Annotated in this window: 19 protein-coding genes; 7 read left to right on the top strand and 12 right to left on the bottom strand. The window is 44.9% G+C overall.

Going from position 1 to position 19,259, the window contains the following annotated elements; all coding sequences use genetic code 11:
* Position 1: 1 nt before the first annotated feature.
* The gene (locus BT112_RS07100; protein WP_072316662.1) at positions 2-583 is read right to left on the bottom strand and encodes a HupE/UreJ family protein; all 582 of its coding nucleotides are present in this window, start codon (positions 581-583) and stop codon (positions 2-4) included.
* 222 nt (positions 584-805) lie between these two features.
* Between BT112_RS07100 and BT112_RS07095 the strand changes: the two genes are divergently transcribed.
* From BT112_RS07095 to BT112_RS07080, 4 genes are all read left to right on the top strand, one after another.
* Positions 806-1,216, top strand: coding sequence for a BrxA/BrxB family bacilliredoxin (locus tag BT112_RS07095; RefSeq protein ID WP_072316661.1), 411 nt, complete (start codon positions 806-808; stop codon positions 1,214-1,216).
* A 247-nt stretch (positions 1,217-1,463) separates the two neighbouring features.
* Entirely contained in the window at positions 1,464-2,519 is a 1,056-nt protein-coding gene (locus BT112_RS07090) for an efflux RND transporter periplasmic adaptor subunit (RefSeq protein ID WP_072316660.1), read from the top strand.
* The gene (locus BT112_RS07085; protein ID WP_083564823.1) at positions 2,516-5,590 is read left to right on the top strand and encodes an efflux RND transporter permease subunit; all 3,075 of its coding nucleotides are present in this window, start codon (positions 2,516-2,518) and stop codon (positions 5,588-5,590) included. The genes BT112_RS07090 and BT112_RS07085 overlap by 4 nt, the downstream gene beginning before the upstream one ends.
* Positions 5,591-5,593: 3 nt before the next feature.
* The gene (locus BT112_RS07080) at positions 5,594-6,931 is read left to right on the top strand and encodes a TolC family protein (protein WP_072316659.1); all 1,338 of its coding nucleotides are present in this window, start codon (positions 5,594-5,596) and stop codon (positions 6,929-6,931) included.
* A 2-nt stretch (positions 6,932-6,933) separates the two neighbouring features.
* Here BT112_RS07080 and BT112_RS07075 read toward each other — a convergent pair whose 3' ends face one another.
* From BT112_RS07075 to BT112_RS07035, 9 genes are all read right to left on the bottom strand, one after another.
* The gene (locus BT112_RS07075) at positions 6,934-7,155 is read right to left on the bottom strand and encodes a hypothetical protein (protein ID WP_072316658.1); all 222 of its coding nucleotides are present in this window, start codon (positions 7,153-7,155) and stop codon (positions 6,934-6,936) included.
* 46 nt (positions 7,156-7,201) lie between these two features.
* A complete protein-coding gene (locus BT112_RS07070) occupies positions 7,202-7,732 on the bottom strand; it encodes a DUF420 domain-containing protein (protein WP_072316657.1) in 531 nt (176 codons plus the stop codon).
* A gap of 10 nt (positions 7,733-7,742) precedes the next feature.
* Positions 7,743-8,432, bottom strand: a complete 690-nt coding sequence (locus BT112_RS07065; RefSeq protein ID WP_072316656.1) for an SCO family protein — start codon at positions 8,430-8,432, stop codon at positions 7,743-7,745.
* A 58-nt stretch (positions 8,433-8,490) separates the two neighbouring features.
* The gene (locus BT112_RS07060; RefSeq protein WP_072316655.1) at positions 8,491-9,168 is read right to left on the bottom strand and encodes a hypothetical protein; all 678 of its coding nucleotides are present in this window, start codon (positions 9,166-9,168) and stop codon (positions 8,491-8,493) included.
* Between the two features lie 125 nt (positions 9,169-9,293).
* Positions 9,294-9,644: a cytochrome C oxidase subunit IV family protein gene (locus BT112_RS07055; RefSeq protein WP_072316654.1), complete on the bottom strand. Its 351-nt coding sequence runs from the start codon at positions 9,642-9,644 to the stop codon at positions 9,294-9,296.
* A gap of 53 nt (positions 9,645-9,697) precedes the next feature.
* On the bottom strand, positions 9,698-10,669 hold the full coding sequence (locus tag BT112_RS07050; RefSeq protein ID WP_072316653.1) for a cytochrome c oxidase subunit 3: 972 nt from the start codon (positions 10,667-10,669) through the stop codon (positions 9,698-9,700).
* Positions 10,670-10,718: 49 nt separating this feature from the next.
* On the bottom strand, positions 10,719-11,300 hold the full coding sequence (locus tag BT112_RS07045; RefSeq protein WP_072316652.1) for a cytochrome c oxidase subunit 3: 582 nt from the start codon (positions 11,298-11,300) through the stop codon (positions 10,719-10,721).
* A gap of 53 nt (positions 11,301-11,353) precedes the next feature.
* On the bottom strand, positions 11,354-12,265 hold the full coding sequence (cyoE, locus tag BT112_RS07040; protein ID WP_072316651.1) for a heme o synthase: 912 nt from the start codon (positions 12,263-12,265) through the stop codon (positions 11,354-11,356).
* A gap of 136 nt (positions 12,266-12,401) precedes the next feature.
* Positions 12,402-14,309: an ABC-F family ATP-binding cassette domain-containing protein gene (locus BT112_RS07035; RefSeq protein WP_072316650.1), complete on the bottom strand. Its 1,908-nt coding sequence runs from the start codon at positions 14,307-14,309 to the stop codon at positions 12,402-12,404.
* Between the two features lie 238 nt (positions 14,310-14,547).
* On the opposite strand from BT112_RS07035, the gene BT112_RS07030 reads away from it, so the two are divergent.
* Positions 14,548-14,952 carry a DUF983 domain-containing protein gene (locus tag BT112_RS07030; RefSeq protein WP_072316649.1) on the top strand — a complete coding sequence of 135 codons (405 nt, stop codon included), beginning with the start codon at positions 14,548-14,550 and terminating at the stop codon, positions 14,950-14,952.
* Between the two features lie 8 nt (positions 14,953-14,960).
* Here the strand turns inward: BT112_RS07030 and BT112_RS07025 are convergent, their stop codons facing one another.
* Together BT112_RS07025 and porN are read right to left on the bottom strand one after the other, a co-directional pair.
* On the bottom strand, positions 14,961-16,016 hold the full coding sequence (locus BT112_RS07025) for an NAD(P)/FAD-dependent oxidoreductase (RefSeq protein ID WP_072316648.1): 1,056 nt from the start codon (positions 16,014-16,016) through the stop codon (positions 14,961-14,963).
* 72 nt (positions 16,017-16,088) lie between these two features.
* The gene (porN, locus tag BT112_RS07020) at positions 16,089-16,988 is read right to left on the bottom strand and encodes a type IX secretion system ring subunit PorN/GldN (RefSeq protein WP_072316647.1); all 900 of its coding nucleotides are present in this window, start codon (positions 16,986-16,988) and stop codon (positions 16,089-16,091) included.
* A gap of 408 nt (positions 16,989-17,396) precedes the next feature.
* Between porN and BT112_RS07015 the strand changes: the two genes are divergently transcribed.
* Both BT112_RS07015 and BT112_RS07010 read left to right on the top strand, forming a co-directional pair.
* The gene (locus BT112_RS07015) at positions 17,397-18,056 is read left to right on the top strand and encodes a response regulator (protein WP_072316646.1); all 660 of its coding nucleotides are present in this window, start codon (positions 17,397-17,399) and stop codon (positions 18,054-18,056) included.
* Between the two features lie 465 nt (positions 18,057-18,521).
* A complete protein-coding gene (locus BT112_RS07010; protein WP_072316645.1) occupies positions 18,522-19,232 on the top strand; it encodes a helix-turn-helix domain-containing protein in 711 nt (236 codons plus the stop codon).
* Positions 19,233-19,259 lie beyond the last annotated feature (27 nt).

Raw genomic sequence — 19,259 nt, 5'->3', positions numbered from 1 at the left:
ATTAATACGGATAGTTTTCGATAAGCATGGGGAGTATAATACCCAGTACCATCGCCGATATAACCAGTATCCAGTCCCTGCGGTTAAACCTGAAAACCGTAGACAGAATAAAGCCCAGGATAAGCACGACAAGAACAACGATCACCTGTGCAGTTTCTATACCCAGGGCAAATTCCAGCAGGGGCAACAGCTTATTTTCTTCACCGGCAATAATTCCTTTGAAATACGTTGAAAAACCGAGACCATGTATAATTCCGAAAAACAGCGTCACAAAAAATGCCGGCCCGAATTTTTCTATTCCCGCACGCTTCGCCGTAAATATATTGAACAGTGCCGTGATAAAAATAGTCACCGGGATCATGAATTCTACCAGCGTCGAACTCACCTTGATAAGGCCGTAGGTAGACATGATAAGCGACAGCGTATGCCCTATGGTAAACACCGTAACCAGCCATAATATCTTCTTCCAGTGATTAAAGGTGTAAGGCACCGTCAACGCAATGAGAAAAAGAATATGATCATAGGCATGGATATCCAGGACATGATTAAGCCCCAGTTGAAAATACAGCCAAAACTGTGACATATCGATATTTTTTTGAGGTTGCCCAAACTTACGATTAATTTATAAAAATTGGATAGCTGTTCGGTAAATAAACGGATTATCTCTGCCAAAGGTTGTTTCGTCCTATCCCGGGGCAGATCACAGGCTTACCTGATCATCTGCAAAACCCAAACAAATAGTTAAAGCATAGTATCTACGCAAAATAATTCGTAATTTTGTTGTGAAGTCAAAAAAAGTAGAATTATGTACCCGGAAGAATTAGTAAAACCAATGAAAGAAGACCTGACTAAAGTCGGGTTTGAAGAATTACATACGTCGGAAGAAGTCGATGCAGCGCTGGCCAAGCCAGGCACTACGCTTGTGGTGGTAAACTCGGTATGCGGATGTGCTGCGGCCAACGCCAGACCTGGAGCCAAAATGTCTCTGGACAACGCCAAGAAACCAGATCACATCGTTACCGTTTTTGCAGGTGTGGATCGCGAAGCTACGGACAGGGCAAGAAGCCGTATGGTCCCCTTCCCTCCTTCTTCACCGAGCATGGCACTGTTCAAAGACGGCGAACTGGTACACATGCTGGAGCGTCATCACATTGAAGGACGTCCTGCGGAAATGATCGCAGACAACCTGGTGGAAGCTTATAACGAATATTGCTAAGCATTTCGCACTCCGGTGTAAAACCATATCAAATGCCTGGAAAGCTACTGTTTTCCAGGCATTTTTTTATACTCTGTTCCATAGGAACCGGGAATGGTATCCCTGAACATTTTCCTTGCCCTTGCTCACAGATGTTATCCAACAATGCGCTCCACTGTTACGGATATCCTTTCACAAATTGTGTAGTTCTCCTTTTTTTAATGCCGTAAAAACCGTATTTTGGTAGTGTAAACAAAATCTTATTAAAATGCTGTCGAATCGCTCAACTACTGCCTGTCGACTTCTTTTCCCCCTGTTTGCCCTATGCATTGCAGGGGGGTGTTCCTCAGAAAAGAAAAAAGATAAACTTCCGGAAGCTCAACAGGTAGCAGTACGTACCGTACGGTACGACACCGTATCGGCATCCGTATCACTGAGTGGTAATGTAGAAGGCATGCAAACCCTCCGCCTTGGTTTTATGGTAGCCGGAAGAGTAAGCCACATTGCTGTTGAAGAGGGACAAAGCATACAAAAAGGGGCACTACTGGCAAGCCTGGACGATTCGGATTATCGCATTGGTCTCGAAGCCGCCGAAGGTAAATTGCTGGAAGTAGAGGACAAATACAACCGGCTGAAAATGATGTATGACCGCAATAGCCTGAGCGAAGCGGATTTTGTACAGGTCAAAGCAGGGCTACAACAAGCGAGGGCACAACAAAAATTACGACTCAAAAATGTTAACGACACCCGCCTGTACGCCCCCATATCGGGCGTTCTACTCAAGAAAGGGGTGTCGGAAGGGGAGGTTATCGATAAGGGTATGCCTGTTTTCGGACTGGCAGATATCGATGAAGTCAAAGTCAATGCGGCGGTTCCGGAAAACAACATCAACCAGATCCGGATGGACCAGGAAGCAAAGGTCAACATTCCGGCCCTGGACACGGTGTACACGGGCAAAGTAACCGAAGTAGGGCTGGCAGCAGAAGCTACGACACGTACTTATAACGCGAAGATAACCCTGCAAAATCCAAGGCACCGTATCCTTCCCGGTATGATCGCCGAAATACGGATAAACACTCCACAAAAGGAAAAAGCACTGACCATCCCAGGAAGCGCCGTACAGAGAGGCGCTGACAACACAACCTTTGTATATGTGCTCGACGGGGATAAAAAACGTGTATTCCGACGGAATATCTCGGTCGGCAAACTCTTCGGGGAACAAATGGAAGTAACCTCAGGGTTACGCGAAGGGGAACAAATCGTAACGGAAGGACAGCAAAAACTTTACGACGGGACCCCGGTAACCCTAAATGCACTACCATGAATTTCGTACGATCTTCCCTGAAATATCCGCAGGTGACCATCTCCGTACTGGTTATCGTGTTTATCGCAGGAATTTATTCCTTGCTGACGATGCCAAGACGGGAAGACCCGAAGATTACCGTAAGACAGGGACTGGTACTGGCTTTGTTTCCCGGAGCTAATTCTCTGCAGGTAGAAGACCAGCTGACCCGCAAAGTCGAGGAGACCCTGTTTCAGTTTTCGGAAGTACGGAAGGGAAAGACCTTTTCCACTTCACGGGACGAACTTATGATCATACAGGTGGAACTGGAAGAATGGGTCGAGGACCCGGATGTATTCTGGAATAAACTGAGTATTGCCCTTCAGGTGACCAAACAGACGGCATTGCCGCCGGGCACTATCGGCCCGATGACCAATTCCGATTTCGGGGATACGGAAGCTGTCGTCCTGGGGATTACCGCCAAAGACACGGACTCCAGGCAGCTCAAAGAATATACCCGGAAGATCGAAGACCGCCTGCGGAATATCAGGGCTGTGTCCAAAATGAAACGTATCGGAGAGCAGCAACAGGAGATTGTCATCACTTCCAACTCGGAAAAACTGGCGCAATACGGTGTAAAATTCAGCGATGTTATAGATATTCTCCGTTCCCAGAACAACATTTACCCCAGCGGTCACCTGAAAACCGATGACAACCAGGTTCCTTTTTACACCACAGGGTATTACAATACGGAAGAGGAGATTGCACAACAGGTCGTCGGTACCGCTACCAACGGAGATGTTATCCGTATCGGCGATGTCGCCCGCATAGAACGCAGGTATGAAGAAGCCGATTCCTATACAGCCATAAACGGTTCATCGGCCATACTGCTGTCCCTGCAAATGCAGGAAGGCAATAATATTGTGGATTTCGGAGCGGAAGTCAATGATATCATCACCGGGGTCAGGGAGCAACTCCCTTCCGATGTCGATATTATAAAGATTATCGACCAGCCTACCCTGGTGGATCATAACGTCAGTCATTTTATCCGTGAATTTTTCATTGCCATTGTTGCCGTGGTTATCGTTATCCTGGTCCTGCTTCCGTTCCGGATTGCCCTTGTGGCCGCTATGGCGATACCGATGACCATAGCCATGACATTTGCCATGCTCCACGCCTTTGGCATAGAACTGCACCAGGTATCACTCGCAGCACTTATCGTAGTGCTGGGTATGGTTGTGGATGATGCCATTGTCATAGCGGATAATTATGTGGAGCTACTGGACGAAGGCATGTCTCCCTCCACAGCGGCCTGGCGCAGTGCAACGGACCTGGTCATTCCTGTGCTCACCGCAACGATCACCATTATAGCTGCCTTTTTACCGATGATCATCCTTACCGGCTCGGTGGGTGAGTTTATCCGGGCGTTACCTCTCACTGTTACCATAGCGCTGGGATCATCTTTTCTCGTCGCCATGGTCTTTACGCCGATTTTATGCCATGCTTTTATCAAAAAAGGCCTGCATCAGGAAGATCAGCACGACAAAAAGCCCTCCATGCTGGACCGGTTGCAAAAGGCTTACGACCGTACGCTGGACTGGTGTATGGCACATCACCGGGTAACCATTTACGGAAGCCTGCTCATGATCTTTATCGGCATTGCGTTGTACTTCTTTATCCCCCAGAAGTTCTTCCCTGCTGCAGAACGCAACCAGTTTGTCATTGACCTTTGGATGCCAACGGGAACCAAACTCGAAAAGACCGAGGAAGTCATTCAGCGTATTGCAGGCGAAATTTCGGATGATAAACGGGTTCTTTCGCATGCGGTTTTTACCGGGAGCAGCGCACCACGTTTTTACTATAACTTCGCCCCCGAAGTCCCCGCGACAAACTTTGCCCAGATCCTGGTAAATACTACAGACGATGATACGGCAGTGGAACTCTCGGAAGAACTCAATGCAAAAGCAGGGCGTCTTGCACCAGGAGGGCGTGCCCTGGTCCGATTGATGCAGCAGGGTACTCCGTACCTGGCCCCGGTAGAAATCCGGGTGTCGGGAGATGACATACCAACAATAAAACATATCGGCGAACAGGTAGCCCGTATTTTACAGGACACTCCGGGAAGTGCAGACGTCAGGGATAATTTTCATGAAGATTATTACGGGGTCGGCATACAACTAAAGCCGGAAGCAAGCCGACTGGGCTTTACTACGGAGAGCGTGGCCAAGACGCTATATGTAGGTTTCTCGGGGGCCCCGGTAAGCACTATGTACGAAGGCAGTACCCCGGTAGACCTGGTCCTTCGGCTCGATGAAAAAAGCAGGAAAAATTTTAATCAGCTCGAAGATACGTACCTGCCTTCTCCCGTTACCGGAAGTTCCGTTCCTCTGCGGCAGATAGCCACACTTACCCCACAATGGCATACCGGACATATCGTCCGGCGCAACGGTGTACGCACCCTTTCCGTACTGAGCGAATATCAAAAGGGATTTCTGCCACAACAGATACTCGACCGTGCCCGGAAAGATATAGATCTGATAGACTTACCTTCGGGATATCGGATTACTTACGGGGGAGAATATGAGAATAAAGAGGAGACTTTCAGCCAGATGATCATCGCTCTCGGCATAAGCATCATCCTGATCTTCCTTATCCTTCTGTTCCAGTTTAAAAATCTCAAGGAGACCATGCTGGTTATGCTTACCATTCCACTTAGTCTCTTCGGTGCTTTTCTCGGGCTTTTAATTACCGGTAACAACTTTGGTTTTACTGCATTTGTAGGACTGATCAGCCTGTCCGGGGTTGTGGTGCGCAATGCCATCATACTGATTGATTACACCAACGAACTCCTCCGCAAAGGAGACCGTATACCGGAGGCTGCCATTGAAGCCGGAAAAAGGAGATTACGCCCCATTTTCCTGACAGCCATGGCCGCTGCTTTCGGAGTATTACCCATGATACTGTCGGGCTCGCCCATGTGGAGCCCATTGGCCAGTGTTCTGGCCGTAGGGGTTGTATGGTCGATGATCATGGCCTTGCTCACTATTCCTGTGCTTTATGCCTTGCTGATAAAACCGAAAGACATCAAACACCTTATTTCAAGTGAATCATAAGTTATGAATATACCGCGTATTTATATCATCCTGCTGTTATCATTACCCTTGTTTCCCGCTGGTGTTATGGCGCAGGAAAGACGTGTTCTCACTATCGAAGAGGCCAGGGAAGCAGCACTAACCGGGAACAGGTTATTACGTATTCAACAGGAAAAAGCCAACGAAAGCTATTACCAAATACGAAGCATCTCTGCAAAGGGCAAACCCATGCTCTATGCCAGCGGAAACTACCTGCACTCTTTTCAGAATAACAATTTTGTGATCCCGAGGGGAGGAATCGGTGACTTTCTTAACATTCCCATTCCGTGGAACGATTTTACACTCTATCGGGGCGAACGGGATATCTTTACGGCTGGTGTGTTAGCCTACCAGCCCATTACACAGCTATTTCGTGTTCATCACGGCATCAAGGCCATGGAAGCGGCGTACGAGATGGAAAACAGTAAAACACAAAAGGCTGTGCTCGAAGTACAGGCCGGCGTGGAAAAACTGTTCTATGCCATAAAAATACAAGATAAAAAAATCGCAGAAGCCCGGGCAGCCGTGGCGCTGGCAGACATGGAGCTGTACGACGCGGAAAGCGCTTTTATGGCGGGAGAAACCCAGGAGGTAAGCATACTCGGCCTGAAAGCCGAAAAGGCAAGTAAAGAACACAATCTTCTGCAAGCCGAAACGGATCGGGACAACTATATGGCAGATCTCCGTCACGCACTTTCTATAGGCGATACGGTGGCCCTGGAACTGGCCCCGCTACCGGAAAACGGCTACCTACTGCTTCCGGAACAGGAATACCTGGAATACGGTATGCAACACAACCCCGATATACGCGCTGCCCGATATCAGCAGGACAAGGCCACACACGGAGTGGCCGCATCCAAAAATGCTTACCTTCCCGATCTGGGAGTTACCGGAGGCGTCACCTACCAGGGCATCATTAAAGAGCTCCCGGAGACCAATTATTTTATCGGCGCTAATCTCACCTGGAACTTTCTGGACTTCGGAAAGCGGAGATCCGAACTGGAACAAAGCCGTTCCAAAGCGTTACAGGCTTCTTTATATGCGGAAAATACCAGGAATGAAATACGCAATAACATCGCAAAAGCATACCGGAATGCACGGCAGGCGGAAAAACTGCTATCCACCGCAGAACAGGCTTATTTATTCCGGGAAGAAGAATATCGTATTAAAGAAAACGGACTTGAGGCCGGGCTGATTACCCGGAAAGAGCTTCTCGAAACCAAAGTAGCACTGGAAAAAGCAGCACAACAGGCTTATGCTGCCAGACTGAATTATAACCTTTCTGTACTGGATCTCGGGATATTTACAGGGAAACTTCCCTAAAATTATTTGCTGCGAAACCTGCGGTAAACAAAATATCCGAGTATACCCATAAGGATATAGGGCACAGCCATCAGGTAAATAATACCGTTATTAATTCCCCGGGCCGCTTCCTGCCCTTCCCCGCTTTCCAGGACAGCCCTGCACATTGCACACTGTGCTTCGGCGGGGACTACTGCCCACAACAATACAAGTACAGATAGGTAAAACCTGGTCTTAACAGCCATATCTCAATGTGTATTACAGTTTTTCAAATCAGTGAAACCCTCTGCCCTAAGTCGCGTAGTACGGAGAAATCATCAGGTACACTACTACTCCGGTAACAGCTACATAGAGCCAGATAGGATAGGTTATGCGGGCTATTTTCCGGTGTCGGTCAAAACGGCCTGCAAGGGCTCTTACAAAAGAGATCAGTACTAAAGGTATAATAATTATCGAGAGCAGGATATGGGATATCAGAATAAAATAATATACATACCTCACAACACCTTCTCCTCCGTAAACCGTAGAATCGGACGTCATATGGTAAGCCACGTACATCACGAGAAATGCCGCCGATAAACCTATACATACTTTCATAAGTTTTTCATGCAGTGTTCTTTTACCGTTTTTAACGGCCCAGACCGCTGTAAACAGTAAAACTGCAGTAAGCCCGTTTATGGTGGCGTAGATCGGGGGTAAAAAAGACAATGGCTCTACGTTGGGGATCTTCACCCCAAAGAGTACTGCTACCGCCAGAGGTATAATAATGGATAAAGCCAGAATAAGCTTGTTATACTTTTTTTCTTCCGTAGTTGTTGTCATAAGTCCCGAATTAAATACCCAGCAAAATAGCAATATCTTCCTTAAGCATATCTATACCCTGTTGCTCCAACCCATCGTAATACACCAACGGATTCCCGAACGTGTCAAGCCTGGAACGTATGTTTCCGTCCTGATCTACCAAAGCAAACATTCCGGAATGCTCAAACCCGCCTTTTACTTCGGGATTGACCCCGGCGTACATATTGAACCCGTTATTGGCCAAACGGTATATCGCGTCCTGATCTCCGGTGAGGAAATGCCAGTTCGGATGTGTTGCACCATGTTTTTCGGCGTAAGCCTTTAAAACTTCGGGAGTATCATTTTCCGGATTAATGCTTATCGATGCTATACCAAAATCCGAATTATCTTTAAAAGCTTCCTGGATCTTCACCATATTCTGGTTCATCACCGGGCAAATGGTGGGACAGGTAGTAAAGAAAAACTCTACGAGATACACTTTGCCCTTATAATCTTTGTTAGAGATCTTTTGATTATTCTGATCTGTAAAAGAAAACTGCGGAACTTCTCCTATGGCTACCAGTTCTTCCTTACCGATATCTTTGTGCTGTTCGCCGATCTTGTGACGGTCGCCATCCACGACCTTCCCGTCTTTCACCCGGTCTATAATTTTCGGTATAAAGATTATACCGAATACCAGAATGACCAGAGATACCCAAACGTATGTATAATTGCCTTTCATAATACTTGTTTTACGCTTCCTTAGACCGTATGTTTCTACGCACCGTACACCACTAAACTCAGTTCTTATTCAGCTTTTTGAGGTAAGAATCGCGCTTGCTTGTCGTATTGTTCTTTTTCAGAGCCAAACGGTATTCAGCCAGCAACACTTTTACATCATCTACCATTTTATCGTTCAACTCCGCCACGGAGGTAGCATCGAAACCGTACAACGGATTTCCGGAATCTTCATCTTTTCTTCTCCCCCTAAGCTTGCGCTCACGATCCACGATAAAAACCAAAGGGGTACTCAGGCTTTCATCGAGCGAAACATTGCTCTGCAAACTACGGAAAAGGTCGGCAATATCCTTTTCTTTCCCGAAAACAAACTCCCATTTGGCCATATCGGTAAAAGGGGAAAGCTCATCTTTCAGTGCACGGGCCTCTTCTTCTTTACCTTCGGGAAGGACCATGACAAACTGGAAATCGGAAAATTGATAAAACCGCTTATATATCTTCTGATTGATATTAAATGCATTGCCCTTCATCTTTTCGGGATGCATACCGAGAAAGCCAAGTACCGTAATCTTATCGTGCAGACGAATCTCATCCCCATCCAGAGCATGAAAAGCCGTTATCTCTTTCACATTCTCTGTCAGCACCGGTAATTTAACGAAGTTATTTACTCCCGAAGCAAAAAACAAATAGGCTATAATAGGAAGTATAAACAACACTCCGAGAATCAAATACTTTTTCATCAGCAACACACTTTAAAGAACCCTTTTACACCTTGTTTTCAACGGATGCACAACACAGATGCAAAGGTGGTACAAAAATAAAAAAGACGGTTCAAAACCGCCTTCTTAATACTGTTAAATATACCTTAGAAATCCCAGCTTACAAAGCCATTACTCAACACATCATGTACATAACTTCCTTCTGTGAGCAGAATAAATGCCAGGTAAGGGATTAAAATAATTAGCGGCAAAACTATAGACCATCGGAAGGCTCCTTTTTCTCCTTCGAGGTGCATAAAAGCCCAGGCAATATAATAAGCCTTAACAATGGTGAGAATGATGAATATCCAGTTGAGGATCTTCATCCCGATAATATGTGCCATAGACCATTCGGGTCTTACGATACCCAAAGCTACTTCTACTATCGTTACTACGGACAGTATTACAAATACAGTCCATATTCTCTTTACGTTAGATTCGTGTGCGTGTGCTGCCATTTTAATTTATATTATCTGAATTCCGACAGGAATGTACTTATTGTCTTATTGTTTTATACCAGATAGAAGAATGTAAATACGAACACCCAGACAAGGTCTACAAAGTGCCAGTACAATCCGACTTTCTCTACCATTTCGTAACTTTTTCTCTTTTCGTATGTACCGAGGATCACGTTAAAGAAAATAATAACGTTGATCACTACACCGGAAAACACGTGAAATCCGTGGAACCCGGTAATAAAGAAAAAGAAATCGGCAAACAGCCTGTTTCCATACTCGTTCCTTTCGAGGTTTGCCCCTTCGACAACGAGAACAGCACTCTTTATCTTTTCGGCGGACTCTTCCCTGGTGAGTAACGTCTTGTGCCCTTCTTCGTTTAGCATCTCTGTTCTTATCAGGATATTCGAATTCGCTTTAAAACCATCAACGATATCCTGTAAAGTATATATGTGTGTGACTTCTGCATTGGCGGAAAGTCCGTTGGCATTCATGCTGTTCTCTGCTTCTCCTGTTGCCGTGGCAAAATCGTGAAGCGCAACACGCTTACCGGTATTTCCGTCTACAAATTGCAGAATTCTTCCTCCCTGGGTTTCCAGAGCTCCATATTCTCCAGCAATAAAATTTTTCCATTCCCAGGCCTGAGAACCGAGGAATATGACACCTCCGATAATGGTCAGTAACATATACCATGCTACTTTGGTTCTTTTCAGGTGATGTCCGGCATCTACGGCAAGTACCATAGTTACGGAAGAAAAAATAAGGATAAAGGTCATCAACGCCACATAATACATCGGAGCGTCTACACCGTGAAGAAACGGGAAGTGGGTAAACACCTCGTCCGCAATCGGCCAGGATTCGATAAATTTAAATCTCGAAAAGCCGTATGCGGCCAAAAATCCGGAGAATGTCAGGGCATCGGACACGATAAAGAACCACATCATCATCTTGCCATAACTGGCTTTCAGCGGTTCATTGCCTCCCCCCCAAACTTTGCCTTCTGTAGCTGTTGTAACAGTAGCTTCCATACACTAATACATATATCTTTTTAAAACTGCCCAAATTTACGTTTTTTTCTTATCTAAAGAAATAGAAAAATAAAATGAGGTAAACCCACAGAATATCCAGGAAATGCCAAAAGGTTACACCCAATTCTAAACCAAGGGTTTGCCCCGGCCCATACTTTTCTTTAAAATGATTATAAATTATAACCAAAAGCACTATTATACCGGCTACAACGTGGGCTATGTGTGCAACCGTAATAGCATATAAAAAGGAAGTTGTAATCGTACTCTCACTTCCTGTAAAGTAATATCCTTCTTCAATAATCTGCGCAAAACCAAAAAACTGAGATACCACAAATGCCACACCGAGCAACAGGGTCGCAACCAGAAATACAGTACCCGCACCGCGACGCGAGCCGGAAATTGCCTTTTTCGCCAGATGAAAGGTCATACTGCTGACGATAATACATACCGTACTTACATAAAATGCAGAGGGCAAACGGAAATCCTGTAACCAATCCGGACGGGTTTTACTTACCACATAGGCACTGGTAAGGCCTGCAAAGGTCATCAGTATACTTACCATACCGAACCAGAGCATCATTTTCTTCGCCCTGGCGCTCTTTTCCTCAAAAGTTCCCTGTGTCAAATCCATATATAATCCTTCGCTGTTAGCTATCCCGGAAAAACCGGTTGTTTGTTACCCCATTAATATCCGCCTATAAATTTATCTGCCACATACACCATCTGCACCAGGGTAATATAGGACACACTGGCCAGCATAAGCTTCTTGGCAGCCGCATTGTCTTTTTCGTGATACAGACGAATGGCAAAATACAGCATCCCCACTCCCAGAACAGCTACAATTACTGCTCCTGCTACGGACAAATGCAGACTTCCTGTTAATCCTGTTACCGGAAACACAGACACAACGATCATCCAAATGGTATACATAATCACTTGCAATGCCGTAGCATTGTCCTTTTTTCCTGTAGGCAACATATAATATCCCGCCTTTTTATAATCGTCATACAACAACCAGCCTATCGCCCAGAAATGAGGAAACTGCCAGAAAAACTGTATCATAAAAAGGGTTCCGGGTTCTATACCGAATTTATTGGTAGCTGCTACCCATCCCAGCATGAAAGGAATGGCTCCGGGAAATGCTCCTACAAATACGGAAAGCGGGGTTTTGGTTTTTAGCGGAGTGTACACACTGGTATACAGAAAGATCGAAATAGCTCCGAACATGGCCGTCTTGGGATTGACCATATACAAAATCACAATACCCAGCACTGCACATACGGTAGCGATAATAAAGGCCGTATTCACAGACATTCTCCCGGAAGGGATTGGCCTGTTCATCGTACGTTTCATCAGGGCATCCAGATCGCGTTCGATAATCTGGTTATAAGCATTAGATGCTCCTACCATAAAATATCCACCGATCATCAACAACAAAAGCGCCTTGTACTCTATGGCTTCCGCACCAAGAAAATATCCTGCAACAGAAGAAAAGACCACACTGACCGCAAGGCCTACTTTGGTGAGTTGTTTAAAATCTTCCAGAGCCTGTGCAAACGTTCCTGTTTTTGTCGTAGTTCGTATAGCCGTCTTCATCTTTTCGGATAATCGGGTGCAAAGATACCGTTTAAATTATAAACGAGGAATTTTGACCATAGATATTTTGGAGACCCTCATCTCTGTAAAACGTTAAAATTTAATATTCGGCAGCTGTTTTCCGGCAGAACCGAGTCTATTCATCCAGCGTCATCATCAATTCTTCCCATTCCGCTGTAAGCGCTTTCAGTTCCTTTTTTTTCCGTTCGTAATCGCCGAAAAAGGAAGTGTCATTTACAAGCCTGTCATAGTCGGCCGCCAGTTTGGCATCGGCAGCCTTAATCTCTTTCTCCAGGCCGGTGATCCTGGATTCTACCTTACTCAACCTGTTTTTGAGAGCCTTCCGCTTTTTCTGATCTTCATAAGAACGCCTGGTATCTTTATCGTCTTCTTTCTGTATTTTCTCTGCAGCAGCCTTTTCCACAGCTCTGAAATCGGACACATTACGTTGCTCCAGAAAGAAGTTAATATCCCCGAGGTACTCCTTGATCGCTCCTTCTTTGAATTCGAAAACAGAATCGGTCAGTCCCTGGAGAAAATCCCTGTCGTGAGAGACTAACAACAATGTCCCTTCAAAATTCTGCAAGGCTTGTTTCAAGACATTTTTCGATTTGATATCCAGGTGGTTCGTTGGCTCATCCATGACCAGCACATTAAACGGATCGAGTAACATTTTGCATAACGCAAGCCGATTTCGCTCTCCACCGGAAAGCACCTTTATCTTTTTGTCCACATCGTCTCCTCGGAACAAAAATGCACCGAGCATATCCCTGACCTTACTCCTGTTGGTATCGTTTGCCGAATCTTCCATAAGTCCAAGCACGGTCTTTTCCCCGTCCAGGTACTCGGCCTGGTTCTGTGCAAAATATCCCAGTTGCACATTGTGTCCGAGTTTTACATTCCCTTTATGGCTCAACTCCCCGACGATGATCTTGGCCAACGTAGTTTTGCCCTGTCCGTTTTGCCCGACGAAAGCTATTTTACTACCTCTTTCCACCAGAAGATCTATATTTTCGAGTACTTTTTTCTCCCCATAATGCTTGGCAACTTCTTCGGCTTCGATAACCACTTTTCCGGGCTGTACGGACACCGGGAACTTTACATGCATCACACTGCTGTCCTCTTCGTCAACCTCCACCCGTTCGATCTTATCGAGCTTTTTCATGAGCGATTGTGCCATGGAAGCTTTGGTAGCCTTTGCCCGGAACTTCTCGATCAGCCGCTCTGCCTGCTGTATTTGTTTGTCCTGGTTTTTCCTGGCATTCATCTGTTGTTCACGTATCTCGTTACGCAACACGAGATATTCCGAATACGGTTTGTTATAATCGTATATTTTACCGAGGGAAATCTCTATGGTACGGTTAGTCACATTATCGAGGAACATTTTATCGTGAGACACAATAACCACCGCTCCGGAATACCGCTGTAAAAACTGTTCGAGCCAGATTATAGACTCGATATCCAGGTGGTTCGTAGGCTCATCGAGCAACAGCACATCATTGCTCTGAAGCAACAACTTGGCAAGCTCTATCCGCATACGCCATCCACCGGAAAACGTATCGGTGAGTTTATCAAAATCTTCTCTTTTAAAACCGAGTCCCTGAAGCACCTTTTCGGTATCTCCCTGGTAATTATACCCTCCAAGGATCTCGTAATGATGAGTAATGTCGCTCAGGTCTACCATTAATTGATGATAGCCTTCACTTTCGTAATCGGTCCGCTCGGCGAGCTTACGGTTGATGTCATCGAGCTGTAATTCCAGAGCCTTAATCTCTTCGAAAGCCTGATAAGCCTCTTCGAGTACGGTACGTCCCTGAATAAAATCTATATCCTGCTTCAGAAACCCCACACGTACATCTTTATCAAATGCAATGACACCTGTATCCGGACGCATCTCGGAGGAAAGCAGTTTCAACATGGTTGATTTCCCGGCACCGTTTTTCCCGATAAGTCCTACCCTGTCTCCAGGATTGAGGCGAAACGACACCTCTTCAAAAAGAAATTCTCCCCCGAAGGAAACCGATAAATTATGAATATTGAGCATGACCTGTTATTTCCTTTTCTATTTTCGTCCAGGATAATCTCCTCAGAATAAAAAAATACCCCAAAGACAATCGTAGCGTAAAAGCTATAAAACACACGACCTGAACTTACTTTATCTAAAAATCGCTGCAAAGAAACGTATTTTTTTCGGGCCTGCGAAGCTACGCCCGTCCCAAGGGTTTATTAATAATCTTATATTTTGTAATTTTGATGCAGTTTTCAGTAAATCCCATCCCCACATGTTAAAAAAAGGAACACGCTTATATAGCATTCTGACAGGCACCTGCCCGAAATGTCAGCAGGAAAGCATGTATTCGTACAAAAATCCATACCCCCCTTCCAAGACTTTAAAAATGAACGAAAAGTGTTCGCATTGCGGCACAAGATACAAAATAGAACCTTCGTTTTTCTACGGGGCAATGTACGTGAGCTATGGGGTAGGGACAGCTTTTGCAGTGGCGGCCTTTGTCATCTCTTTCCTGTTTATAGGCACCGGACTAAAGACAGCTTTTTTTGCCATTATGGGAACCCTTATCGTATTTATGCCCGTAATCATGAGGCTATCCCGAAACATCTGGATCAATTTCTTTATTAAATACGATCCGGACGCAGGAAAAAACACAAAAGATCCAAAAATATCCTGATCGCGGGGTCACCCACTGTAACGGGCACGAAACCGATCGATATTAATTTCCTCCTCTAAAGGTATTCCTGCTTCGATAAGGCGAAATAATTGTTCGGCCATGTAAGGTCCTGTGAGTGTACCACGGGTTCCGAGCCCGTTGAGCACGTACATATGCTCATACTTTGGATGCCTGCCCGCAAGCGGCCTTCTGTCGGATACCGTAGGTCTGATGCCGGCCTCCTGTCCTATCAGTCGGTACGAGCAGTCCAAAAGCGGCTTTAGTTTACCGAGTAGTTCTTCTTTTGCTCTTTCGGTGGTCTCATTGGTTTTATCCTGCCAGTTATAGGTAGCACCTACTTTATATACATCTCCACCGACGGGAATAAGAAATACAGACGATTTCAGGATAAAATCTATTCCCAATCCAGGGGCTTCGATGGTTAGCAATTCACCCTTTGCCCCCTGCAAAGGCAGGTAATCGAAAAAGGGATTGGACAGCATGCCGAAGCCTTCGGCAAAAACGATATGCGCTGCTTCGACATCCTGGTATCGCACCTTATCGTCCTGAAATTCCAAAGCGTTGTAGACCAAAGTTTCCTGCCGGAGTTTCCCTGCCGCGAGCAGTTCCCGGGTATAGTTATCCTGCAGGGTCTTTACTGCAATCCGCCCGGTATGCTGTACTTCTCCGAAACCATGCGGAGCCCTGACATGAGGATTATCGTTATGGATCATTCTGACTGATAAAAAATCGGACAGCACTGGTTTATCAGCCGCCTCGAACCAGAGGTTCTGTTCTTCTACAGAGGCAAATTTCCGGTAAACCGGCATGGGATATACCAACTGCCCGGAGAACCTTTTTTCAAGTTTTCCGTAAAGCGATATGGCTTTCGGCAACTGTTCCGCAGCTTTCCACGCTGCCGTAAAACGTTTCAGAACAATGGGATTATAGACCCCGCCTGCTACGGTAGAAGATTGCTGCGAACCTCCGTCAAACACCATAAATTCCTTACCGTGATCCCGAAGCTGCTCGCAAAAGGCAATACCGGCTAATCCGAGACCTACTATAATATAGTCTGTTGTCATCGCACAAAAATATAAAACGCCCGAACAGTACGGGCGTTTCTTTGAGATTTTAGAATATATTTTAGAACAGTATCATTCGTTTTTCCATACGTCCTGTTCGAAATTACGGATCTCCTCTTCTATACGCTGCGCCTCCATGAGCTGAAACATCGCATTATCCGGAATGTAATCCCGGATCTCCCGGTCTCCATAAACGTTCTCTTCCTTATAGATTACCGCATTGAATCTCCTTGCATTCAACAGGTGATCAAAAGAGATTGGAATTCCGGAATTGGAAACATTAAATGCCTTAGCCTCATGAAAAACCTGCCTCGAACTCGGGTACCATACCCAGAAAAGCTCCACGAGGTTAGAACCGTCATCTATACCTGCATCCATAAAATTCACATCCGGTGCCACTGGAGCTATCCCCAGCAAACGATACTTCAACTCTCCCTGCCGCTTATCGAAATACCAGAGTCCTTTAATATGGTATTCCACGATATCTGCAGACGACAGATCACGACGGTCGATATACATTTCCGAGACCTGCTCTCCGGCGTTTATCTGTTCGTATCCGAGATCGGTCGTGTCTACTTTGGACAGCGTAGCTTCCAGCTCTCCGAAATTTCGTTTTTCGGAAAAATAAGAATCAGAATATATATCCTTGATCTTTCCGTTTTTGATATTGGTTACCATCACATCGTAAAGCGACTGCCTGCCCGTGCTTCCTCCTGAGCCGTTTACGGGATAATACAAAGGAAAATTAACCCTTTCGTTAAGATCTATAACTTCCCAGACCATTTTGGACCACAGGATATCCCGCTCCTCTACATAGCCATATTCCAAAGGCACATCCGGCCCGGCATTTTCCTGAGCCTGAGTTTTTTTACCGATATCTTCCGGCCTCTTGGCATTGAGAATATTTGTCTGTCCACTGATATTCCAGGTCATGAGCAGTATAACAACAGCTAAAATCCCCCTACAAACCATATTTCTTATCTTTTTAATTTAGTACAAGACCCGTAGTCCTGTAATTTAAAACTTTAACATTTAGCCTCAAAAAACTAACAAACAGGTGATTAGAACCTAAACCAACCTGAACGAAGTAATCTCACCTCGAAAAAAGTCATACACCATTTACGAACATTAACTCCACAAAAAGCATATTATTGTGCAAAATAAATCTTTTACCTCAATAAAATTTCATTTCACAGGATAAAGAATGTAAAAATAATCTCAAAAAGACATTACAGCGTCATATCTTCCTTATTTTCTCAATTCCTACCGGCAGATCGGGCTATAATTAAAAAATTACTATATTGGCATTGGAAATAGTGGATCACCCCTCGTAAAGTATAGACAGATAACCCCATAATGTTAAATCAAAACGATGTATCCATGAGAGAAAAATACCCCATTCTACTAGTTGACGACCACATTGTCATACAATTTGCTATCTCCCGAATTATCGAAGATTTTCTTCCAGGAGCTAAGATCACTTCTATTGAAGATTTCTCGCAGACCATTACTATTCTGAAAAAGGAATATTTTGAACTGATCATTCTCGATATTGACATCCCTAACGGTATCGGCACGGAAATGATCAGTGTCATACGCTCCATTTCACCGGACGTTAAAATTCTGATGTTTTCTGCACTGAGTGAAAAGAGATATGCTATGCGATTCATCCATGCGGGTGCAAACGGATATCTTCACAAACACAGTTCTAAAGAAGAAATCGAAGAAGCCATCACGGAAGTTATCAACGGAGACACCTATGTAAGCAGGTCGGTCACAAAACATTTTTTACAGGAATCCTCACTACAACAGGGTAAACCTGTAAAGAATCCGCTGAACAGCCTGTCTAATCGCGAACTCGAAATTGCCAGGCTTATCGCAAAAGGAAATGGTAATCTTGAGATCGTGAACATCCTGGACCTGAAGAAATCTACCGTGAGCACACACAAAATGCGTATATTCAAAAAACTGGATATCAGCAATGTGACAGAGCTCATAGAGATCTTCAATTACTACGATGCTCCTGTTTTTGCAATCTGACAAAAGACCGGGCAGACCAGAAATTAATTCAGGCTATTTTATCACATTCGTTATTGCCATAACGACCCTTTGGCGCATATTGATGCATTTCTGCTCTCTATGCGCCATTTTTTCATATAACGAGACTTTCCACATTACCGCCTGCCTGTCAATTCTTATCCGGCATTAGAACAAGTTCTACATCGGTGCCGAACAAGTACTATAGACCTTAAAGCCCAAAAGACAAGCTTCCTCCATATTTTTGGGCATAAGGGATTACACGATATATCTCCCCCAAACCAAAAAAGTTCTGAACCATTAAAACCACGCTATCCGGTTTTATGCACTGCCCGTTTCAAGTTGTCCGCTACGGTAGTAACATTTCGGGTATTTCCCGGCGGATCACTCTCATTTTGCCAACAGCGTGGTTTCAGAACTTAACAATGAACATAAATAACCTATTGAGAATACTAATAATTCTTTGTTATGAAATATAATACTATCGAAACAACCAATGAATGTAATCCCGACATCACCCTAAAAAGGGATTACAATGTAGACGTCACTCTTCTACTGAAAAAATTGAAAAGCCACCTTGGCATTCACACCAACATCGAACTGTCGCGCGTGCTCGATGTGAAGCCCAACACCATTTCTACCTGGAAAAGGAGAAACAGCCTGGATTACGAGCTTATTATCTCGATCTGTAATATGCTCGACATTGACCTCAACACCCTTTTCTCGAACGAATATACGAGAAATCGCACCGCAAACAGTATACTGGCTATACCTATTGAAGCCCACTACCAGTATGTATCGAACTATCAGAAAGATGATTTTCTGGACAAAATGCCTAAATGCAGTCTTCCTTTTGCTTTTTCGAACCCGGAGACCAGGGCATTTCAAATGGCAGGGGTATCCATGTCCCCTACATTGCGTGAAGGAACATATGTCATAGGAGAAAAGATCACCGACCGCAACAAAATCGAAGACAGCTCGGTTTGTGTTCTTGTCAGTAAACTGCGAGGCATCCATATCAACAGGGTGATGAAAGATTCCAATAATCCTTATATCCTCAACCTGATGAACGACAACAGTAATTTCCCCAACAACATTGTAATGCCTATCGAAGAAATCACCGAGGCATGGCAGGTAACCAGCACATTGTCGCTGGAACAGGTGAAAAAGGACTGTTAATTAGTAATTGGATATCGAGACAGAAAA

This window comes from Sinomicrobium oceani, from assembly GCF_900119185.1.
Taxonomy (GTDB): Bacteria; Bacteroidota; Bacteroidia; order Flavobacteriales; family Flavobacteriaceae; genus Sinomicrobium; species Sinomicrobium oceani.
The sequence above is the reverse complement of the archived record's forward strand: the minus strand, read 5'-3'. Positions and strand labels throughout refer to the sequence as shown.

Bases quoted from the DNA above. Each gene is read 5' to 3' on its own strand.
- BT112_RS07100 (WP_072316662.1), bottom strand. From the start codon at position 583: ATGTCACAGTTTTGGCTGTATTTTCAACTGGGGCTTAATCATGTCCTG.
- BT112_RS07095 (WP_072316661.1), top strand. From the start codon at position 806: ATGTACCCGGAAGAATTAGTAAAACCAATGAAAGAAGACCTGACTAAA.
- BT112_RS07090 (WP_072316660.1), top strand. From the start codon at position 1,464: ATGCTGTCGAATCGCTCAACTACTGCCTGTCGACTTCTTTTCCCCCTG.
- BT112_RS07085 (WP_083564823.1), top strand. From the start codon at position 2,516: ATGAATTTCGTACGATCTTCCCTGAAATATCCGCAGGTGACCATCTCC.
- BT112_RS07080 (WP_072316659.1), top strand. From the start codon at position 5,594: ATGAATATACCGCGTATTTATATCATCCTGCTGTTATCATTACCCTTG.
- BT112_RS07075 (WP_072316658.1), bottom strand. From the start codon at position 7,155: ATGGCTGTTAAGACCAGGTTTTACCTATCTGTACTTGTATTGTTGTGG.
- BT112_RS07070 (WP_072316657.1), bottom strand. From the start codon at position 7,732: ATGACAACAACTACGGAAGAAAAAAAGTATAACAAGCTTATTCTGGCT.
- BT112_RS07065 (WP_072316656.1), bottom strand. From the start codon at position 8,432: ATGAAAGGCAATTATACATACGTTTGGGTATCTCTGGTCATTCTGGTA.
- BT112_RS07060 (WP_072316655.1), bottom strand. From the start codon at position 9,168: ATGAAAAAGTATTTGATTCTCGGAGTGTTGTTTATACTTCCTATTATA.
- BT112_RS07055 (WP_072316654.1), bottom strand. From the start codon at position 9,644: ATGGCAGCACACGCACACGAATCTAACGTAAAGAGAATATGGACTGTA.
- BT112_RS07050 (WP_072316653.1), bottom strand. From the start codon at position 10,669: ATGGAAGCTACTGTTACAACAGCTACAGAAGGCAAAGTTTGGGGGGGA.
- BT112_RS07045 (WP_072316652.1), bottom strand. From the start codon at position 11,300: ATGGATTTGACACAGGGAACTTTTGAGGAAAAGAGCGCCAGGGCGAAG.
- cyoE (WP_072316651.1), bottom strand. From the start codon at position 12,265: ATGAAGACGGCTATACGAACTACGACAAAAACAGGAACGTTTGCACAG.
- BT112_RS07035 (WP_072316650.1), bottom strand. From the start codon at position 14,309: ATGCTCAATATTCATAATTTATCGGTTTCCTTCGGGGGAGAATTTCTT.
- BT112_RS07030 (WP_072316649.1), top strand. From the start codon at position 14,548: ATGTTAAAAAAAGGAACACGCTTATATAGCATTCTGACAGGCACCTGC.
- BT112_RS07025 (WP_072316648.1), bottom strand. From the start codon at position 16,016: ATGACAACAGACTATATTATAGTAGGTCTCGGATTAGCCGGTATTGCC.
- porN (WP_072316647.1), bottom strand. From the start codon at position 16,988: ATGGTTTGTAGGGGGATTTTAGCTGTTGTTATACTGCTCATGACCTGG.
- BT112_RS07015 (WP_072316646.1), top strand. From the start codon at position 17,397: ATGAGAGAAAAATACCCCATTCTACTAGTTGACGACCACATTGTCATA.
- BT112_RS07010 (WP_072316645.1), top strand. From the start codon at position 18,522: ATGAAATATAATACTATCGAAACAACCAATGAATGTAATCCCGACATC.